16 protein-coding genes and 1 other RNA gene are annotated in these 14701 nt (G+C 59.6%); 8 read left to right on the forward strand and 9 right to left on the reverse strand.

Annotation, left to right across the window (positions count from 1 at the left end):
* Nucleotides 1–23: 23 nt before the first annotated feature.
* Nucleotides 24–890: an SDR family oxidoreductase gene (locus ACJ8MK_RS14735; protein ID WP_049232536.1), complete on the reverse strand. Its 867-nt coding sequence runs from the start codon at nt 888–890 to the stop codon at nt 24–26.
* A gap of 28 nt (nt 891–918) precedes the next feature.
* Nucleotides 919–1578: an O-methyltransferase gene (locus tag ACJ8MK_RS14740; RefSeq protein ID WP_049232537.1), complete on the reverse strand. Its 660-nt coding sequence runs from the start codon at nt 1576–1578 to the stop codon at nt 919–921.
* 504 nt (nt 1579–2082) lie between these two features.
* On the opposite strand from ACJ8MK_RS14740, the gene ACJ8MK_RS14745 reads away from it, so the two are divergent.
* A complete protein-coding gene (locus ACJ8MK_RS14745; RefSeq protein ID WP_049232539.1) occupies nt 2083–2730 on the forward strand; it encodes a TetR family transcriptional regulator in 648 nt (215 codons plus the stop codon).
* 530 nt (nt 2731–3260) lie between these two features.
* On the opposite strand, the gene ssrA is transcribed toward ACJ8MK_RS14745, so the two are convergent.
* Together ssrA and smpB are read right to left on the reverse strand one after the other, a co-directional pair.
* Nucleotides 3261–3624, reverse strand: a transfer-messenger RNA (tmRNA) gene (ssrA, locus tag ACJ8MK_RS14750).
* A 49-nt stretch (nt 3625–3673) separates the two neighbouring features.
* Nucleotides 3674–4156: an SsrA-binding protein SmpB gene (gene smpB / locus ACJ8MK_RS14755; RefSeq protein ID WP_033654311.1), complete on the reverse strand. Its 483-nt coding sequence runs from the start codon at nt 4154–4156 to the stop codon at nt 3674–3676.
* 161 nt (nt 4157–4317) lie between these two features.
* Here smpB and ACJ8MK_RS14760 point away from each other — a divergent pair, with 161 nt between their 5' ends.
* A complete protein-coding gene (locus tag ACJ8MK_RS14760) occupies nt 4318–4752 on the forward strand; it encodes a type II toxin-antitoxin system RatA family toxin (RefSeq protein ID WP_033648948.1) in 435 nt (144 codons plus the stop codon).
* Complete coding sequence (locus ACJ8MK_RS14765; RefSeq protein ID WP_004929098.1) at nt 4745–5029, forward strand: RnfH family protein; 285 nt, start codon at nt 4745–4747, stop codon at nt 5027–5029. The genes ACJ8MK_RS14760 and ACJ8MK_RS14765 overlap by 8 nt, the downstream gene beginning before the upstream one ends.
* A gap of 118 nt (nt 5030–5147) precedes the next feature.
* Here the strand turns inward: ACJ8MK_RS14765 and bamE are convergent, their stop codons facing one another.
* The 3 genes from bamE to nadK form a co-directional block, all read right to left on the reverse strand.
* Nucleotides 5148–5486 (reverse strand): outer membrane protein assembly factor BamE, encoded by a 339-nt coding sequence (bamE, locus tag ACJ8MK_RS14770; RefSeq protein ID WP_004929101.1) that lies wholly within the window; start codon nt 5484–5486, stop codon nt 5148–5150.
* Between the two features lie 240 nt (nt 5487–5726).
* The gene (gene recN, locus ACJ8MK_RS14775; protein WP_038870807.1) at nt 5727–7388 is read right to left on the reverse strand and encodes a DNA repair protein RecN; all 1662 of its coding nucleotides are present in this window, start codon (nt 7386–7388) and stop codon (nt 5727–5729) included.
* Nucleotides 7389–7474: 86 nt separating this feature from the next.
* Entirely contained in the window at nt 7475–8353 is an 879-nt protein-coding gene (nadK, locus tag ACJ8MK_RS14780) for an NAD(+) kinase (protein ID WP_019452304.1), read from the reverse strand.
* A gap of 125 nt (nt 8354–8478) precedes the next feature.
* Here nadK and grpE point away from each other — a divergent pair, with 125 nt between their 5' ends.
* Entirely contained in the window at nt 8479–9063 is a 585-nt protein-coding gene (gene grpE, locus ACJ8MK_RS14785; protein WP_025159545.1) for a nucleotide exchange factor GrpE, read from the forward strand.
* A gap of 56 nt (nt 9064–9119) precedes the next feature.
* Here grpE and ung read toward each other — a convergent pair whose 3' ends face one another.
* Nucleotides 9120–9803, reverse strand: a complete 684-nt coding sequence (gene ung, locus ACJ8MK_RS14790; protein ID WP_442517852.1) for a uracil-DNA glycosylase — start codon at nt 9801–9803, stop codon at nt 9120–9122.
* A gap of 345 nt (nt 9804–10148) precedes the next feature.
* On the opposite strand from ung, the gene grcA reads away from it, so the two are divergent.
* From grcA to ACJ8MK_RS14805, 3 genes are all read left to right on the forward strand, one after another.
* The gene (gene grcA, locus ACJ8MK_RS14795) at nt 10149–10532 is read left to right on the forward strand and encodes an autonomous glycyl radical cofactor GrcA (RefSeq protein ID WP_004929114.1); all 384 of its coding nucleotides are present in this window, start codon (nt 10149–10151) and stop codon (nt 10530–10532) included.
* Between the two features lie 183 nt (nt 10533–10715).
* Nucleotides 10716–11678 (forward strand): DUF2974 domain-containing protein, encoded by a 963-nt coding sequence (locus tag ACJ8MK_RS14800; protein ID WP_033648946.1) that lies wholly within the window; start codon nt 10716–10718, stop codon nt 11676–11678.
* Nucleotides 11671–12426 carry an ankyrin repeat domain-containing protein gene (locus tag ACJ8MK_RS14805; protein ID WP_308415157.1) on the forward strand — a complete coding sequence of 252 codons (756 nt, stop codon included), beginning with the start codon at nt 11671–11673 and terminating at the stop codon, nt 12424–12426. Before ACJ8MK_RS14800 ends, ACJ8MK_RS14805 begins: the two co-directional genes overlap by 8 nt.
* Before the next feature lie 55 nt (nt 12427–12481).
* Here the strand turns inward: ACJ8MK_RS14805 and srmB are convergent, their stop codons facing one another.
* Complete coding sequence (srmB, locus tag ACJ8MK_RS14810) at nt 12482–13801, reverse strand: ATP-dependent RNA helicase SrmB (protein ID WP_442517853.1); 1320 nt, start codon at nt 13799–13801, stop codon at nt 12482–12484.
* A 99-nt stretch (nt 13802–13900) separates the two neighbouring features.
* On the opposite strand from srmB, the gene trmN reads away from it, so the two are divergent.
* Nucleotides 13901–14680, forward strand: a complete 780-nt coding sequence (gene trmN, locus ACJ8MK_RS14815; RefSeq protein ID WP_103830229.1) for a tRNA(1)(Val) (adenine(37)-N(6))-methyltransferase TrmN — start codon at nt 13901–13903, stop codon at nt 14678–14680.
* Nucleotides 14681–14701 lie beyond the last annotated feature (21 nt).

The raw sequence follows: 14701 nt of genomic DNA on the forward strand, positions 1-14701 counted from the left end.
ACTCAGGAATTGAGTACGACGGATCAGCCGGCGTAGTAGCCAGGCTGATCCAGGTCGGCGATCAGGTTCGGGCCTTGGGGTTTCCAGCCGAGCAGTTCACGCGTGCGGGTACTGGACGCCGACATATCGGCGCCAGCCATGTTGGCGAACCAGCCGAAGTGCTCGCGGTCGCGCGACTCGATCGGCAGACCCAGGCGGTTGCCGATCGCTTCGGCAATCGCCTTGAACGGCACGGCTTCGTCCGCGATCGCGTGATAAACCGATTCGGTGACGCCTTGCTCCAAGGCAAGGCGATAGACGCGTGCGGCATCTCGCCGATACACACCTGCCCAGCAGTTCTGGCCGTCACCCAGGTAGGCCGATACGCCTTTCTGCTGCGCCAGGCGAATGAGGAAGGGCACAAAACCGTGGTCGCCCACCCCATGAACCGACGGCGCAAGGCGCACCGTTGCTGCGCGCACCCCGCGCGTCGCCGCAGCCCGCGCGGCTTCCTCCGACTTGCGAGGTGAGGCCGGATTGGGCAGGTCGGCCTCGGTGGCGCCACGCGGGAGCCCAGACAGGCCGGAAGTGACGAGCAGCGGCCGGTTCGATCCTTCCAATACGCGGCCAAGCGCCTCGATCACGCGGCGGTCTTGCTCCGCATTCTCGATGAACTTGGAGAAGTCATGGTTGAACGCGGTGTGGATCACGGCGTCCGCCGTCGATGCGACAGAACGCAAAGTATTCAGATCATCGAGCGTGGCCTGAATGACTTTCGCGCCCGTTCCAGCGAGTTGGGTCGCCTTATCGGTGGAACGGACCAGGCCAGTGACCGAGTGGCCGGCAGCGATCAGATCTTCGACCACGGCAGAGCCGACCCAGCCTGTGGCGCCAGTAACAAATACGTGCATTGTAAAATCTCCTGATTGTATGGTTGATTCAGGCCAGCCGGATCGACAGTTCCACGTCTTCGCCAAACGGTACGGACAGATAGCCCTTGTTCGGAGAGCGTACGCGCGCGAGGTAGTCAGGGCTGTAGTCGGCATTGTCGGCGACGATTAGTGCGCCGGGGCGCAGGCGGTGTTCGACTAAGTCGAGGACTTCGCAGTAGATCGACTTGGCGCCATCGAGCAGTAGCAGGTCGATGGAGTCGGGGAGGTTCGTGGCCAGCGTTTTCAGGGCGTCGCCTTCACGGATTTCGACCAAGTCATCCACGCCGCCTTCAACAAGATGCTGGCGAGCCTTGGCAACCTTCGAAGGCTCGAACTCGCTGCCGATCAGGTGGCCGCCACCGTTGTCGCGCAGCGCAGCCGCCAGATACAGGGTCGAGAGTCCGAACGAGGTGCCGAACTCGACAATGCTGCGCGCGCCCGTGCTGCGTGCCAGTTGGTACAGCAGCACGCCGGTCTCGCGCGACACCGGCAGCCACAAGTCCTTGGCGCGACTGTAGAAGTCGAGGTACTCGGTTTTGCTGCTCATCAGGCGCTCACGATCTTCGCGCGAGATGCCCGCCATTGCCGGACTGGTGGCCCGGTCGGCCTGTTTGAACAGGCGATCTAGCAATGGTGCCAGCGGTAGATTGGTCAGTGTTGAGGTCATAAAGTTGTCCGGTTCGAGGTTGGATAGACAGAGCCTTTGTGTTGAGGCGCCTTAAATGCGAATAATCATTCGCGTTGATGAAATAATATGACGAATCCATCATGTTAGAAATTCGCATTGAGGTTCGCGTTTTCTGCCTTCCAAAACCGACAAGCGAATCATCGTGGTTGCCTTGAAAACACGGCGGTTGCGCCTATCCAGTTGCATCCTCGAAGATCGAAGAGTCGCCAAATGCTCAGGTTTTTCGTCACTAAAACGGGAACATGGTTGAGATGTAGAGCGGTCTTTCAAACGATGCGCATCGAGAAGATATGCCTTCCCAAGATGCGTGAGGGGAGAGGGCGATGTGTGCGTGCTACGGCGGCAATATTGACCACGCAGGCCATTCACTCAGGATTGAGGTGACGCCCTGTGCTATGCTAATATGCGAACAATCCGTCGCATTAATGGATTGGGAAGATTGACCGCGTTTCTGTCCGCTAAGCTTGGAATCACTACACCACCATGATCACCCGCCGTCGTCCACAGATTACCTCGCGCAAGCAACCCCAACAGGCGCGTTCGACCGAGCTGGTGGCAGCCATTCTGGAAGCCGCCACACAGGTTTTGGCCGAGGAAGGCGTTACTCGGTTCACCACAGCACGCGTTGCTGAGAAAGCCGGCGTTAGCGTCGGGTCGATCTATCAGTATTTCCCCAACAAGGAGTCGATCCTGTTCCGTCTTCAGGTCGATGAATGGATGCAGACGACCCGGATGCTGCAAAACATCCTCGAAGATTCCGGTACACCGCCCTTGGAGCGACTGCGAACCCTTGTGCATGCCTTCCTTCGCACCGAGTGCGAAGAAGCAGAGATTCGCGGCGCGCTCAATGACGTGGCTCCGCTCTATCGCGACAACCCCGAGGCGCGCCAGGCCAGGGCCGAAGGAGACCGGATGATCGACGCCTTCATGATGGAGGTCTTGCCAGAAGCGTCTACCGCCTCCCGCGAATTGGCCGGCGATCTCATCTTCACCACGCTCAGTACCTTGGGCAACAGCTTTTCCCAAACCCGGCGATCCAAGGCTGAAATCAAAGCCTATGCTGATGCAATGACCGGGATGTTCAGCGCCTACCTTCAGACACTTCAGCAGGATGGCCGGTCGCGATCTTGATGTAGAGGTGTCGGTCACAACTGGAACTGAACGGTTGCAAGTCTCCATGTGATCCGAGGGAGGTTCGTGGCGCAATCCGCCAATCATGTATTGCGGAGCTTCAACTAAGACTGGGGTGACATGACCGGGCAATTTCCCATGACGCCGCGCTACCGCGTACCGTCGCGGCAAGCTGCTGCCCTGGCCGCTGCGCCAGGCCCGTGGCGGCAATATCCTTCGCTGCCTGCGCCAACTCTCGGTTGCACAGCGTGCCCAGCCAGCAGGTTGCGCGCCAGGATCACTCGCTGCACGCGCCGTTCGGCCAGGCCTTTATTGGTGAGGGGGCGTGTCGTCCGCGCCATGCAAGGGAGCGTCCGTTTATTGGTATACGCCATTGGCATACGTTTTAGCGTATACCTAATCGTATACCGATAATCACTGGATTGAGCCGGATACGCTCGGATGGTTACGGATACAAAAAAGCCCGCAACCGAAGTTGTGGGCTTTTTCGCTATTATCGCCGGGTCTATCTGGTTCACTGGCGACGTATTTGGTGGAGCTGGCGGGAGTTGAACCCGCGTCCGAAATTACTACACCGTCGGCACTACATGCTTAGTCCAATCTTTACATTCGCCGGCCAGCTGCGGATGGACACGCTACTGACAGACTAGCCTGATTGAGTTTAACGCTTCAGCCCCAGGCAGGACATCCACGCGATCTCTTTTGGGTTTGACCTCTCTTGATCCCCGTCCTAAGAGCGGAGGCTAGGGAGAGAGGGCTCTAAGCAGGGTATTAAGCTGCTAAAGCGTAGTTTTCGTCGTTTGCGACTATTTTTTTGCGGCTTTTTACGAGGCCAACCGCCCCTCGGCATGCTCCTAGGGCTTCGCAAATCCCGTCGAATCCAGAATCAGCCCCAAGTAACTTTGTGCAGTATACCAGAAGTTTACTTCGATAAGCCAGCGGCTTAACGATTGGCGTGCTTCATGATACGGGCTTTCGCCGTCTGCCATTCGCGATCTTTGATGTCATCGCGTTTGTCGTGCTCTTTCTTGCCTTTGGCTACGCCGATCTTGATCTTGCTCCAGGCATTTTTCCAATACAGGGACAAGGCCACCACGGTGTAGCCATCGCGGTTGACGCGGCCGAGCAGGGTATCCAGCTCGCGTCGTTTCAGCAGCAGTTTACGGGTACGCGTCGGATCGCACACCACATGCGACGAAGCCACGTTGAGCGGAGTGATGGTGGCGCCAAACAGATAGGCTTCACCGTCACGGAACGTCACGTAGCTGTCGCTGAGGTTGGCTTTGCCTGCACGCAGCGATTTAACTTCCCACCCTTGCAGCGACAGGCCCGCCTCGAACTCTTCTTCAATGAAGTATTCGAAACGCGCGCGCTTGTTTTGAGCAATGGTGGCGGAACCGGGTTTGTGTGCTTTTTTCTTTGTCATAGTGCGTTCATTATACTGGATGCTTCAGCGAAAGAAATCCTTTCCCGTTCAGCACCTGCGCAATTTTTCGCATTTTTGGCGCCCTCATCCCTTAGCAGATTTTTTGTTTGCCGCCAGATAAATGGTATTATCTGTACGTTTTATGTCTCACAGGAAATGATATGCCCCAGATCAGTCGGTCTGCATTAGTGCCGTTCAGCGCCGAGCAGATGTATCAGTTGGTTAACGATGTTCACTCTTATCCCGATTTTCTGCCAGGTTGCACCGGCAGCCGGGTGCTTAACGCTACCTCCAACGAAATGACCGCCGCGGTGGACGTCGCCAAGGCCGGTATCAGCAAGACCTTCACCACGCGCAATACGCTGCTGGATAACCAGAGCATCAATATGCAACTGGTCGATGGCCCGTTCCGCAAGCTGATGGGCGGTTGGCAGTTCACGCCGCTGAGCGAAGAGGCCTGCAAGGTGGAGCTGCACCTGGACTTCGAGTTCACCAACAAACTGATTGAGCTGGCGTTCGGCAAAGTGTTCAAGGAGCTGGCGGGCAACATGGTGCAGGCATTCACCCAGCGGGCGAAAGAGGTCTACAGTGTCTGACATCCAGGTCGAGGTGGTGTACGCCTTGCCGGAGCGCCAGTACCTGCGCAAGGTGAAGCTGGCCGAGGGCAGCAGCGTCGAGCAAGCGATCCAGGCTTCGGGCCTGCTGGAGCTGCGCCAGGATATCGATCTCAAGAGCAACAAAATCGGCATCTACAGCCGCCCGGCCAAGCTGGGCGATACGCTGAACGACGGCGACCGGGTGGAGATCTACCGGCCGCTGATAGCCGATCCGAAAGAGCTGCGCCGGCAACGGGCAGAAAAGGCAAAAAAATAAGGCGCTTATAGCGCCTTATTTTTTTATCTGAAACTGATTTTCTCTTCCGCGTTGCAGCCTGCGACTGTCATGAGGAACACCATGCCCCCTCATGGGCCGGAAGAGCGGGCGGCGCCGATTACTTGGTCAGCGCCGGTTTGTTCTGGATATCGGTCAACACGCCTGCGCTGTCGAAGGTCAGCGTCAGCGTCTGCTGGGTGATGTCTTCATGGCCAGGCTGCTGGCGGAACACATAGAACCACGTCTGAGTCCCGAACGGGTCTTGCAGCATTGGGGTGCCCAATGTGTAAGCGACCTGTTGCTGGGTCATCCCTTTCTGAATTTTCGCCACGTCGGTCGACGTCAGGTAGTTCCCCTGGTTGATGTCAGGACGATAAACCACCTTTTCAAAAGTAGAACAGCCTGCAGTCAGCATCACAAGAACTACAGCGGCGGCAGTCAGCGTTTTACAGCGCATAGTAATCACATTCCTTTAGGGCATAGGATGCCGATGATAATAGACCTTGCGGCAGTTGGAAACCTTTATACCCTTCATCTTTCAAGTTGCGACGCGTTGGCTTTCTTTCAGCACCTCAAGCGCTTGGCCTGTTTCAGGCCGTTGAGGAGGCTTAGGATCGCCGCCGCGCCGCACTTTAGATATCTTTCGGGTCAACAGCGTCACTGTCAGACCGCAGGAAAGTGAAAAAGTTGAGCTTTTTTATGCCGCCAGCAGTTCTTTGGCGTTCGCCAACGTATTGCGGGTGACTTCACTGCCGCCGAGCAGGCGCGCCAGCTCCTGCAGCCGGGCGCGTTTATCCAGCGGCGCCATTTGGGTTTCGGTGACCGTGCCGTCGGTCTGCTTGCTGACGAACAGGTGTTGATGCCCGCATCCGGCCACCTGCGGCAGGTGGGTCACGCACATCACCTGGGTGGATTCGCCGAGCTGGCGCAGCAGGCGGCCGACGATGGCGGCGGTCGGGCCGCTGATACCCACGTCCACCTCATCGAAGATCAGCGCCGGGGTTTCCATCTTGCGGGCGGTGATCACCTGAATCGCCAGCGCGATGCGTGACAGCTCACCGCCGGAGGCGACCTTCGCCAGCGGCTGCAGCGGCTGCCCCGGGTTGGTGGAGACGCAGAACTCGGTGCGGCTGGCCCCTTCGGCGCTCAGATGCTGCGGCTCGAAACGCACGTCGATGTTGAACTTGCCGTGCGGCATGGAGAGCGCCTGCATGCTGTCGGTGATGAGCGTGGTCAGCTCGGCGGCGTAATGCAGACGTTTCTGATGCAACTGTTCCGCCAGCGCCAGCGCCTGCTGGTGATGCAGGGTGACCGCCTCGTTCAGGTGCTCATGGTCGCTTTCCTGCTGCGACAGCAGCTGCTGTTCATCCAGCAACTGCTGATGCAGCTGCGGCAGCTCTTCCGGCGCAACCTGGTGTTTGCGCGCCAGGCTGATTTGGCGCGACAGGCGCTGTTCCAACTCGTGCAGGCGGTTGGGATCGAGATCCATGCGATCGGCGTAGTGGCGCAGCTCGTCGCTGGCTTCGCTGATCTGGATAGAGGCCTCTTCCAGCATGTCCAGCAGGCCGCTGAGTTTGTCGTCCAGCCCGGCCAGCTCGAGCAGCAGGTGCTTGGCGCTGTATAGCTGGCTGAGCATGTTGTTCTCGTCGCTGTCGGCCAGCAGCTGCAGCGTCTGCTGGCTGAGGGTCAGCAGCTGGCCGCTGTTGGCCAGGCGCTTGTACTCGGCGTCGGTCTGTTCGAACTCGCCGGCCTGCGGCGCGAATTCGTTCAGCTCTTTCAATTGGTATTGCAGCAGCTGCTTGCGCGCTTCGCGCTCGATGGACTGCTGCTGATGGTGCGCCAGCTCGCGACAGCTCTGGTGCCAGCGTTGGTAGGCCTGGCTCATCGCCGCCAGCAGGGCGGGTTCGTCGGCGTAGGCGTCGAGCAGCGCTTTTTGGTGCTCCGGTTTTAGCAGCAGCTGATGGGCGTGTTGGCCGTGGATTTGGATCAGGCGTTGCCCCAGCTCGCGCAGCTGCGACAGCGGCACGGCGGTGCCGTTGATAAAGCCGCGCGAACGGCCGTCGGCGTTGATCACCCGGCGCAGCAGGCATTCGTTGCTGTCGTCCAGCTGGTTCTGTTCCAGCCACTCGCGCGCGGACGGGGTGTCCGCCAGCGAGAAACGGGCGCAGATGTCGGCGCGGGCGGCTCCCAGGCGCACCACGTTGCCGTCGGCGCGGTTGCCGAGGCACAGCCCCAGCGCATCGATGGCGATGGATTTGCCGGCGCCGGTTTCACCGGTGATCGCCGTCATACCCGGTTGAAAATCGATTTCCAACTCACGAACGATAGCAAAGTTGCTGATGGTTAATTGCGCCAGCATGGGAACCTTCCTGTGTATAAACACATAACTGTAGTTTCATACAGTATAAACTGGTTTTATATACAGTAAAGTGGCCGACGCAGATTTTAGAACAATTTTTTCGACCAGCCCAGTTTGGTGCTTAACGTGTTGAAATAGCTGTAGTCCTTCGGGTGAATCAGGTTCAGGTGGAAATCGCTGCGGCGGATCAGCACTTCTTCGCCTTCCTGGATCGGCAGCGCGATCTGGCTGTCGCAGCTGATCTCCAGATCGCTGCCGATCTGCGAAAACTTCAGGCGGATGGTGCTGTCGCCGTTGATCACCAGCGGCCGGGCGGAGAGGGTATGCGGGAACATCGGCACCAGCGCGATCGCCTCCAGCGACGGGGTGAGGATCGGTCCGCCGGCGGAGAGCGAGTAGGCGGTGGAGCCGGTCGGCGTGGCGATGATCAGGCCGTCGGAACGCTGCGAGAAGGCGAAACGATCGTCGATGTACACCTCGAATTCGATCATGTGCGCCACTTTGCCGGGATGTAGCACCACTTCGTTGATGGCGGTGCTGATGCGGCACTGCTGGTGCTCTTTATGCACGATGGTTTCCAGCAGGAAACGCTGTTCGTCGATGTACTCGCCTTCCAGCACGTCCGCCAGCTGCTGCAGGGCGTTGTCGGGATCGAGATCGGTGAGGAAGCCGAGGTTGCCGCGGTTGACCCCGATCACCTTGATGTCGTAGCGCGCCAGCACGCGCGCGGCGCCGAGCATGTTGCCGTCGCCGCCGACCACCACCGCCAGGTCGGCGCGCTGGCCGATATCCGCCAGGCTGCCGGTCACGGCGTCTTTCAGCCCTAAATCATGGGCGATCTGGCGTTCGACCATCACCGAATAGCCGCGGGCGACCAGCCAGTGGAACAGCATCTCGTGGGTTGCCAGCGCTGAAGGGTGACGCGGGTGGCCAACAATGCCAATACAGGCGAATTTTTTATTCATTTGTTGTGATTTTCCTCACCGGGAGCCGTTTATGCCCCACATTGTGACCGGTTGACTTGAAACCCCGGTTTTGATCCCCATAATAAGCCAAGTTGCGAGATTAATGCTAAAACGCGGAGATATTCATGAGTAGTAAAGAACAGAAGACGCCAAACGAGCAAGTCTCGGAAGAAATGGAACAACACGCTCATCACGAGGATACGCTGCCGGAAGCGGCGGAAGGCGTCGATCTGCGCGATGCGCGTATCGCCGAACTGGAAGCCCAACTGGCGGAAGCTCAGCAGCACGAGCGCGACAGCCTGCTGCGCGCCAAAGCCGAAGCGGAGAACATCCGCCGCCGTGCCGAACTGGACGTCGAGAAAGCGCACAAGTTCGCCCTGGAGAAATTCTCCGGCGATCTGCTGCCGGTGATCGACAACCTGGAGCGCGCGCTGGATCTGGCGGATAAAAACAATCCGGAACTGGCTGCGATGATCGAAGGCATCGAGCTGACGCTGAAATCGCTGCTGGACGTGGTGCGTAAGTACGGCATCGAGATCGTCGGCGACGTCAACGTGCCGTTCAACCCGGAAGTGCATCAGGCGATGAGCATGATGGAATCCGCCGATCATCAGCCGAACCACGTGATGATGGTGATGCAGAAAGGTTATACGCTGAACGGCCGCCTGCTGCGCCCTGCGATGGTTGCGGTCTCCAAAGCCAAGGCGTAATCGCCCCGGCAACGGCATAAAGAAAGGCACCCGAGGGTGCCTTTTTTGTCTCTGGACTACACCTGCGGCAGGCGCGGCATCCAGTCGATCGGCGTGAGCCCTTGTTGCTCCAGCAGCTGATTGGCCTGCGAGAAGTGGCGGCAGCCGAGGAAGCCGCGGTGGGCTGAGAGCGGCGACGGGTGCGGTGCCTTCAGCACATGGTGGCGGTTGCGGTCGATAAAGTTGCCTTTCTTCTGCGCGTGCGAGCCCCACAGCAGGAACACCACGCCTTCGCGGTTCTCGTTCAGGGCGGCGATCACTTTATCGGTAAAGGTTTCCCAGCCCAGGTTGGCGTGCGAGTGCGCGCGGCCGCCTTCCACCGTCAGCACGGTGTTGAGCAGCAGCACCCCCTGTTCGGCCCAGCTTTGCAGATAGCCATGATCCGGGCGTTCGAAACCGGGAATATCAGTCGCCAGCTCTTTATACATGTTCACCAGCGACGGCGGCGCCGGCACGCCGGGGCGCACCGAGAAAGAGAGGCCGTGCGCCTGATTGGGGCCGTGGTAGGGATCCTGGCCGAGGATGACGACTTTGACGTCCGCCAGCTCGGTATAGCGGAAAGCGTTGAACACGTCCTTCTGCGGTGGATAAATGGTCTTACCGGCCTGGCGTTCAGCGGCAACAAAGGCGAGCGTTTCAACAAAATAGGGCTGCTCTTTCTCTTTGCCGATCACGTCATGCCAGGTGAGGGAGGTGGCCATAAACGCTCTCCTTTGTTTTCTTTAGCAATTCATGGGCTATAGCTTACCGTGTCGGCTCGCGCAGCGAAACCCGCTTTTCATTTCTCGCCGCTGCGTCTTATGCAATTAATTTTGAAAATTTACAAAAATAATTGTTTTTTCCGCAGTGGGAAAATTGATATAAAACATAAATTTGCCCCTTCACGCCTTGTGCCTACCCGGTAAAAATTGACTTTAATCAAGGAACTGGCTTGGTCAGGCTGGTATACAGAACAACAAGACAACAATGGTTTTACCAAATGGCCGAAACCAGAATTGGGTTTTCTCACGACGTGAATTTTTACGCCCTTGTACGGAGGCAACATAATGATTACCGGTATTCAAATTACCAAAGCGAACGACCAGGCGCTGGTGAATTCTTTCTGGCTGCTGGACGATGAAAAAGCGGAAGCTCGCTGCGTGTGCGCCAAGGCCAACTACGCGGAAGATCAGGTTGTCGCGGTGAGCGACCTGGGCCAGATCGAATACCGTGAAGTGCCGCTGGAAATGCAGCCGACCGTGCGCGTGGAAGGCGGCCAGCACCTGAACGTCAACGTGCTGCGTCGCGAAACCCTGGAAGACGCGGTCAAGCATCCGGAAAAATACCCGCAGCTGACCATCCGCGTGTCCGGCTATGCGGTGCGCTTCAACTCCCTGACGCCGGAACAGCAGCGCGACGTTATCGCCCGCACCTTTACCGAAAGCCTGTAATTTGCGGCGCAGTCAATCAGGGAGCTTCGGCTCCCTTTTCTGCGTTTGACGGCCGAAAATCGAACGCGGATCACATTCTGCACAAAGATAAGCATTTCTAATACAGAACTCATCCGACCTGCCGATAGCTAAATCAGCACCTATTCAGGTGCTCAATAAAAAGTCTATCGACAAGGAGTCGGCATGAGTATGCCTTTAAGTTTTACCTCTGCAGTATCCCCGGTGGCCGCGATCCCTACACCTCGCGCCGCTGCCGAGACGGCGACGGCGGCGCTGCCCGCGGCAACGCCGGCAAATCCGGCGCCGGTGGCCTCTCCCTCTCAGAACACGCTCAATGCGCAGAATCTGTTGAATACGCTGGTCGGCGATATCTCAGCGGCGGCGCCGACGGCGGCGGCAGCGCCGGGCGTGACGCGGGGGCAGCAATCGCAGGAGGGGGATTATGCATTGGCGCTGTTGGCCAAGGACGTTTATTCACTCAATGGCCAGGGTGCCGCCGGGTTCAACCGCCTGAGCGACAGCGCGCTGCTCGGTTTTGGCATCGATCCCGCCAGCCTGCACGACGCGGGCAGCGGTTTCCAGGCCGGGATTTACAGCAACGACAAGCAGTATGTGCTGGCGTTCGCCGGCACCAACGACTGGCGCGACTGGCTGAGCAACGTGCGGCAGGCGACGGGCTATGACGATGTGCAGTACAATCAGGCGGTTGCCGCCGCCAAAAGCGCCAAGGCGGCCTTCGGCGATGCGCTGGTGATCGCCGGCCATTCGCTCGGCGGCGGCCTTGCGGCCACGGCGGCGCTGGCGACCGGCACCGTCGCGGTCACCTTCAACGCGGCCGGGGTCTCGGATTACACCCTGAATCGCCTGGGTATCGATCCGGCGGCGGCGAAGAAAGATGCCGAAGCCGGCAGCATTCGCCGCTACAGCGAGCAATATGACATGCTGACCAGCACCCAGGAATCGACCTCGCTGATCCCGGATGCCATCGGCCACAACATCACCCTGGCCAACAACGATACCCTGACCGGCATCGATGACTGGCGGCCGAGCAAGCATCTGGATCGCAGCCTGACGGCGCACGGCATCGACAAGGTGATAAGCTCGATGGCGGAACAAAAGCCGTGGGAGGCGAAGGCCAATGCCTGAAGGGCGTCGCTTGCGGTGGGCGCTGGCGATAGCCTTACTGGCGCTGGTCGCGGTGACCGGTTTACTGATGATGGCTAAGGAGCAACAGATGGGGCAGGAGATTTCGCCGTTTGACGGCCACAGCAATCTGGCGCTGGCTCAGGCGGTGGCGCGCGGCGATACGCAGGGCATCCGTGCGCAGGCCACGCAGGATCGTTTGCGCGAGCGGGGCGATCGGCAGGTCACGCTGTTGCAGTGGGCGGTGCTTTCGCAGCAGCCGGGTAGCGTGCAGGCGTTGCTGGATCTCGGGGCCGACCCGGCGGCGGCGGGGCTGGACGGTAACAGCGCGCTGCACACCGCGGCGATGTTGCAAGACGCGCAGTACCTGCGGTTGCTGCTGACCGAAGGGGCACCGGTGAACGTGCGCAATGCCGTTACCGGCGCCACGCCGCTCGCGGCGGCGGTGCTGGCCGGGCGCGAAGATCAACTGCGGCTGTTGCTGGCGGCCGGGGCGGACACCACCTTGAGCGATCGGCTGGGGGATACCCCGCTGCATCTGGCGGCGAAGATTAACGCGCCGCACCTGGCGCTGCTGTTGTTGCAGGCCGGGGCCGATGCCCGGGCGCGCAACCAGCAGGGCTTTGCGTTCCAGTTTTATTTCTCGCAAACGCCGGCGCATTTGCAGAATGACGAGCTGAAGGCGCAGTTCCGCGAACTGGACAAATGGCTGCAGGGGCACCGCCTGGCCACGCACTACGCGCAGCCGTAAACGCCCATAAAAAAACCGCCTGTACAGGCGGTTTTTTCTTAGGCAGCGATGGTTATTACGCGTCGCCGGCCGGTTTGGCCTTCGCCTGACGGCGTTTGCCGACGTTTTTGGCGTCGCGATGGCGCACTTTCACCTTGGCCTTTTCTTTGTTCTTCGCTTTATCTTCCGCGCGTTTGGCCAGCACTTTTTTCGACGGCTTGCCGTTGCTCTTCTCGTTCGGCACCTTGGTTTTTGGCCGCAGTTCGTCGATCACGCGCGCTTTCAGCGGCTCGTTCAGGTAACGGCCCACTTTGCCCAGCAGCAGATGGTCGTGCGCTTCCACCAGCGAAATGGCGGTGCCTTTGCGCCCGGCGCGGCCGGTACGGCCAATGCGGTGCAGGTAAGTATCCGCTGTGCGCGGCATGTCGAAGTTGAACACGTGGGTGATATCGAGGATATCCAGGCCGCGCGCGGCAACGTCGGTGGCGACCAGCACGTTAACCCGGCCATCCATCATGCGTTTAACCGCTTCGTTGCGTTTGGCCTGCACCATTTCGCCTTCGAGATAGCAGGTGTTGATGCCCGCTTCGCGCAGCCAGGTGGCCAGCTCGTGCACGCGTTCGCGTTTGCGCACGAAGATCACCGATTTCTGCACGTCCTGCTGCTTCAGCAGGTGGATCAGCAGCGCGGTTTTGTGCTGCACGTCATCGGCGCGGTAGTACCACTGCAGGATCTTTTTGCGTTCGCGGCGCGACGGATCGGCTTCCACTTCCACTGGCTCTTTCAGGATGCGCTCGGCGAATTCGCGAATTGCTTCGCCTTCCAGCGTGGCGGAGAACAGCAGCGTCTGGTTGCGCCAGCGGGTTTCGGCGGAGATGGTTTCGATGTCCTGCGCGAAGCCCATGTCGAGCATGCGGTCGGCTTCGTCGAGGATCAGGGTTTCCACCGCGCGGCAGTCGAAGTTCTCTTCTTTAATGTATTGCAGCAAACGGCCGGTGGTGGCGACCACCACGTCCTGATTTTCGCTGAACACTTCCGCGTGGTTCATGTAAGCGACGCCGCCGGTGATGGTGGCGATATCCAGCGAGGTATGAGCAGCCAATTCACGCGCCTGATCGGCGACCTGCATCGCCAGTTCACGCGTTGGCGTCAGGATCAGCACGCGCGGCGGGCCGGATTTTTTGCGTGGAAAGTCCAGCAGGTGCTGCAGCACGGGCAGCAGGAAGGCGGCGGTTTTGCCGGTGCCGGTCGGAGCCGAACCTAAGACGTCGCGCCCGTCCATCGCCGGCGGGATCGCAGCGGCCTGAATGGCAGTGGGGCGATCGTAGCCTTTGTCGCGCAGCGCGTCGATCAGGCGATCATCGAGTTCGAGTTCGGAAAAAGTGGTTGCTGTCATGGTCTACCTCTACTTGGGGCGCCGATTATAGACGGGTTGGCCGCGATCTTCACCTATTTAAGCGGAAAGCCGCTCTTTTCCCGCCGATCAGATTGCCTTATGCTACGCCAGTTTTATAGCCAGGTGGTGAGTGTGAGCAAGCGATCGAAAGCCGATTTTACCCCGCGCCGCGGGGGTTTTACCTTTAAACAATTCTTTGTCGCCCACGATCGTTGCGCCATGAAAGTGGGCACCGACGGGGTGCTGCTCGGCGCCTGGGCGCCGCTGGGGCAGGCGCGCCGGGTGCTGGACATCGGCAGCGGCAGCGGGCTGATCGCGCTGATGCTGGCGCAGCGCAGCGGCGACGAAGTGACCATTGACGCGGTGGAGCTGGACGAAGCCGCCGCCGGCCAGGCGCGCGAAAATGCGGCGGCATCGCCGTGGCCACAGCGGATCCGCGTGCATGCGCAGGATATTCACCATTATGCGCAGCGGCATGCCGCTGAGTATGATCTGATCGTCAGCAATCCGCCGTATTTCGAGCCGGCGGTGGCCTGCCGCGACCAGGCGCGCCACAACGCGCGCTACACCGAAACCCTGACACACGAGGCGCTGTTGGCCTGTGCGGCGCAGCTGCTGACGGAACAGGGGACGTTCTGCGTGGTGCTGCCGCACGATATCGGCGCCGAATTCGAACGCCTGGCGCAGCAAAGCGGCTGGCACACGGCGGCGAAAGTGAACGTCAGCGATCGGGCCGATACGCCGCTGCACCGGGTGCTGCTGGCGCTGACGCGGCGGGAAACGCCGCTGCGGGAGCAGGCGCTGGCGATCAAGCAGGCCGACGGCAGCTACACCGACGATTTCCGCCGGTTGATCGCTGACTTCTACCTGTTCTACTGAAAAGAAAAGGGCACCGATTAG

This window comes from Serratia sp. CY38905 (genome assembly GCF_052168875.1).
Classification (GTDB): Bacteria; Pseudomonadota; Gammaproteobacteria; order Enterobacterales; family Enterobacteriaceae; genus Serratia; species Serratia sarumanii.

Coding starts and splice junctions, on each gene's coding strand:
- trmN (WP_103830229.1), top strand. CDS start 13,901: ATGCTACGCCAGTTTTATAGCCAGGTGGTGAGTGTGAGCAAGCGATCG.
- ACJ8MK_RS14745 (WP_049232539.1), top strand. CDS start 2,083: ATGATCACCCGCCGTCGTCCACAGATTACCTCGCGCAAGCAACCCCAA.
- ACJ8MK_RS14760 (WP_033648948.1), top strand. CDS start 4,318: ATGCCCCAGATCAGTCGGTCTGCATTAGTGCCGTTCAGCGCCGAGCAG.
- nadK (WP_019452304.1), bottom strand. CDS start 8,353: ATGAATAAAAAATTCGCCTGTATTGGCATTGTTGGCCACCCGCGTCAC.
- bamE (WP_004929101.1), bottom strand. CDS start 5,486: ATGCGCTGTAAAACGCTGACTGCCGCCGCTGTAGTTCTTGTGATGCTG.
- ACJ8MK_RS14805 (WP_308415157.1), top strand. CDS start 11,671: ATGCCTGAAGGGCGTCGCTTGCGGTGGGCGCTGGCGATAGCCTTACTG.
- recN (WP_038870807.1), bottom strand. CDS start 7,388: ATGCTGGCGCAATTAACCATCAGCAACTTTGCTATCGTTCGTGAGTTG.
- ACJ8MK_RS14740 (WP_049232537.1), bottom strand. CDS start 1,578: ATGACCTCAACACTGACCAATCTACCGCTGGCACCATTGCTAGATCGC.
- grpE (WP_025159545.1), top strand. CDS start 8,479: ATGAGTAGTAAAGAACAGAAGACGCCAAACGAGCAAGTCTCGGAAGAA.
- grcA (WP_004929114.1), top strand. CDS start 10,149: ATGATTACCGGTATTCAAATTACCAAAGCGAACGACCAGGCGCTGGTG.
- smpB (WP_033654311.1), bottom strand. CDS start 4,156: ATGACAAAGAAAAAAGCACACAAACCCGGTTCCGCCACCATTGCTCAA.
- ung (WP_442517852.1), bottom strand. CDS start 9,803: ATGGCCACCTCCCTCACCTGGCATGACGTGATCGGCAAAGAGAAAGAG.
- ACJ8MK_RS14800 (WP_033648946.1), top strand. CDS start 10,716: ATGAGTATGCCTTTAAGTTTTACCTCTGCAGTATCCCCGGTGGCCGCG.
- ACJ8MK_RS14735 (WP_049232536.1), bottom strand. CDS start 890: ATGCACGTATTTGTTACTGGCGCCACAGGCTGGGTCGGCTCTGCCGTG.
- srmB (WP_442517853.1), bottom strand. CDS start 13,801: ATGACAGCAACCACTTTTTCCGAACTCGAACTCGATGATCGCCTGATC.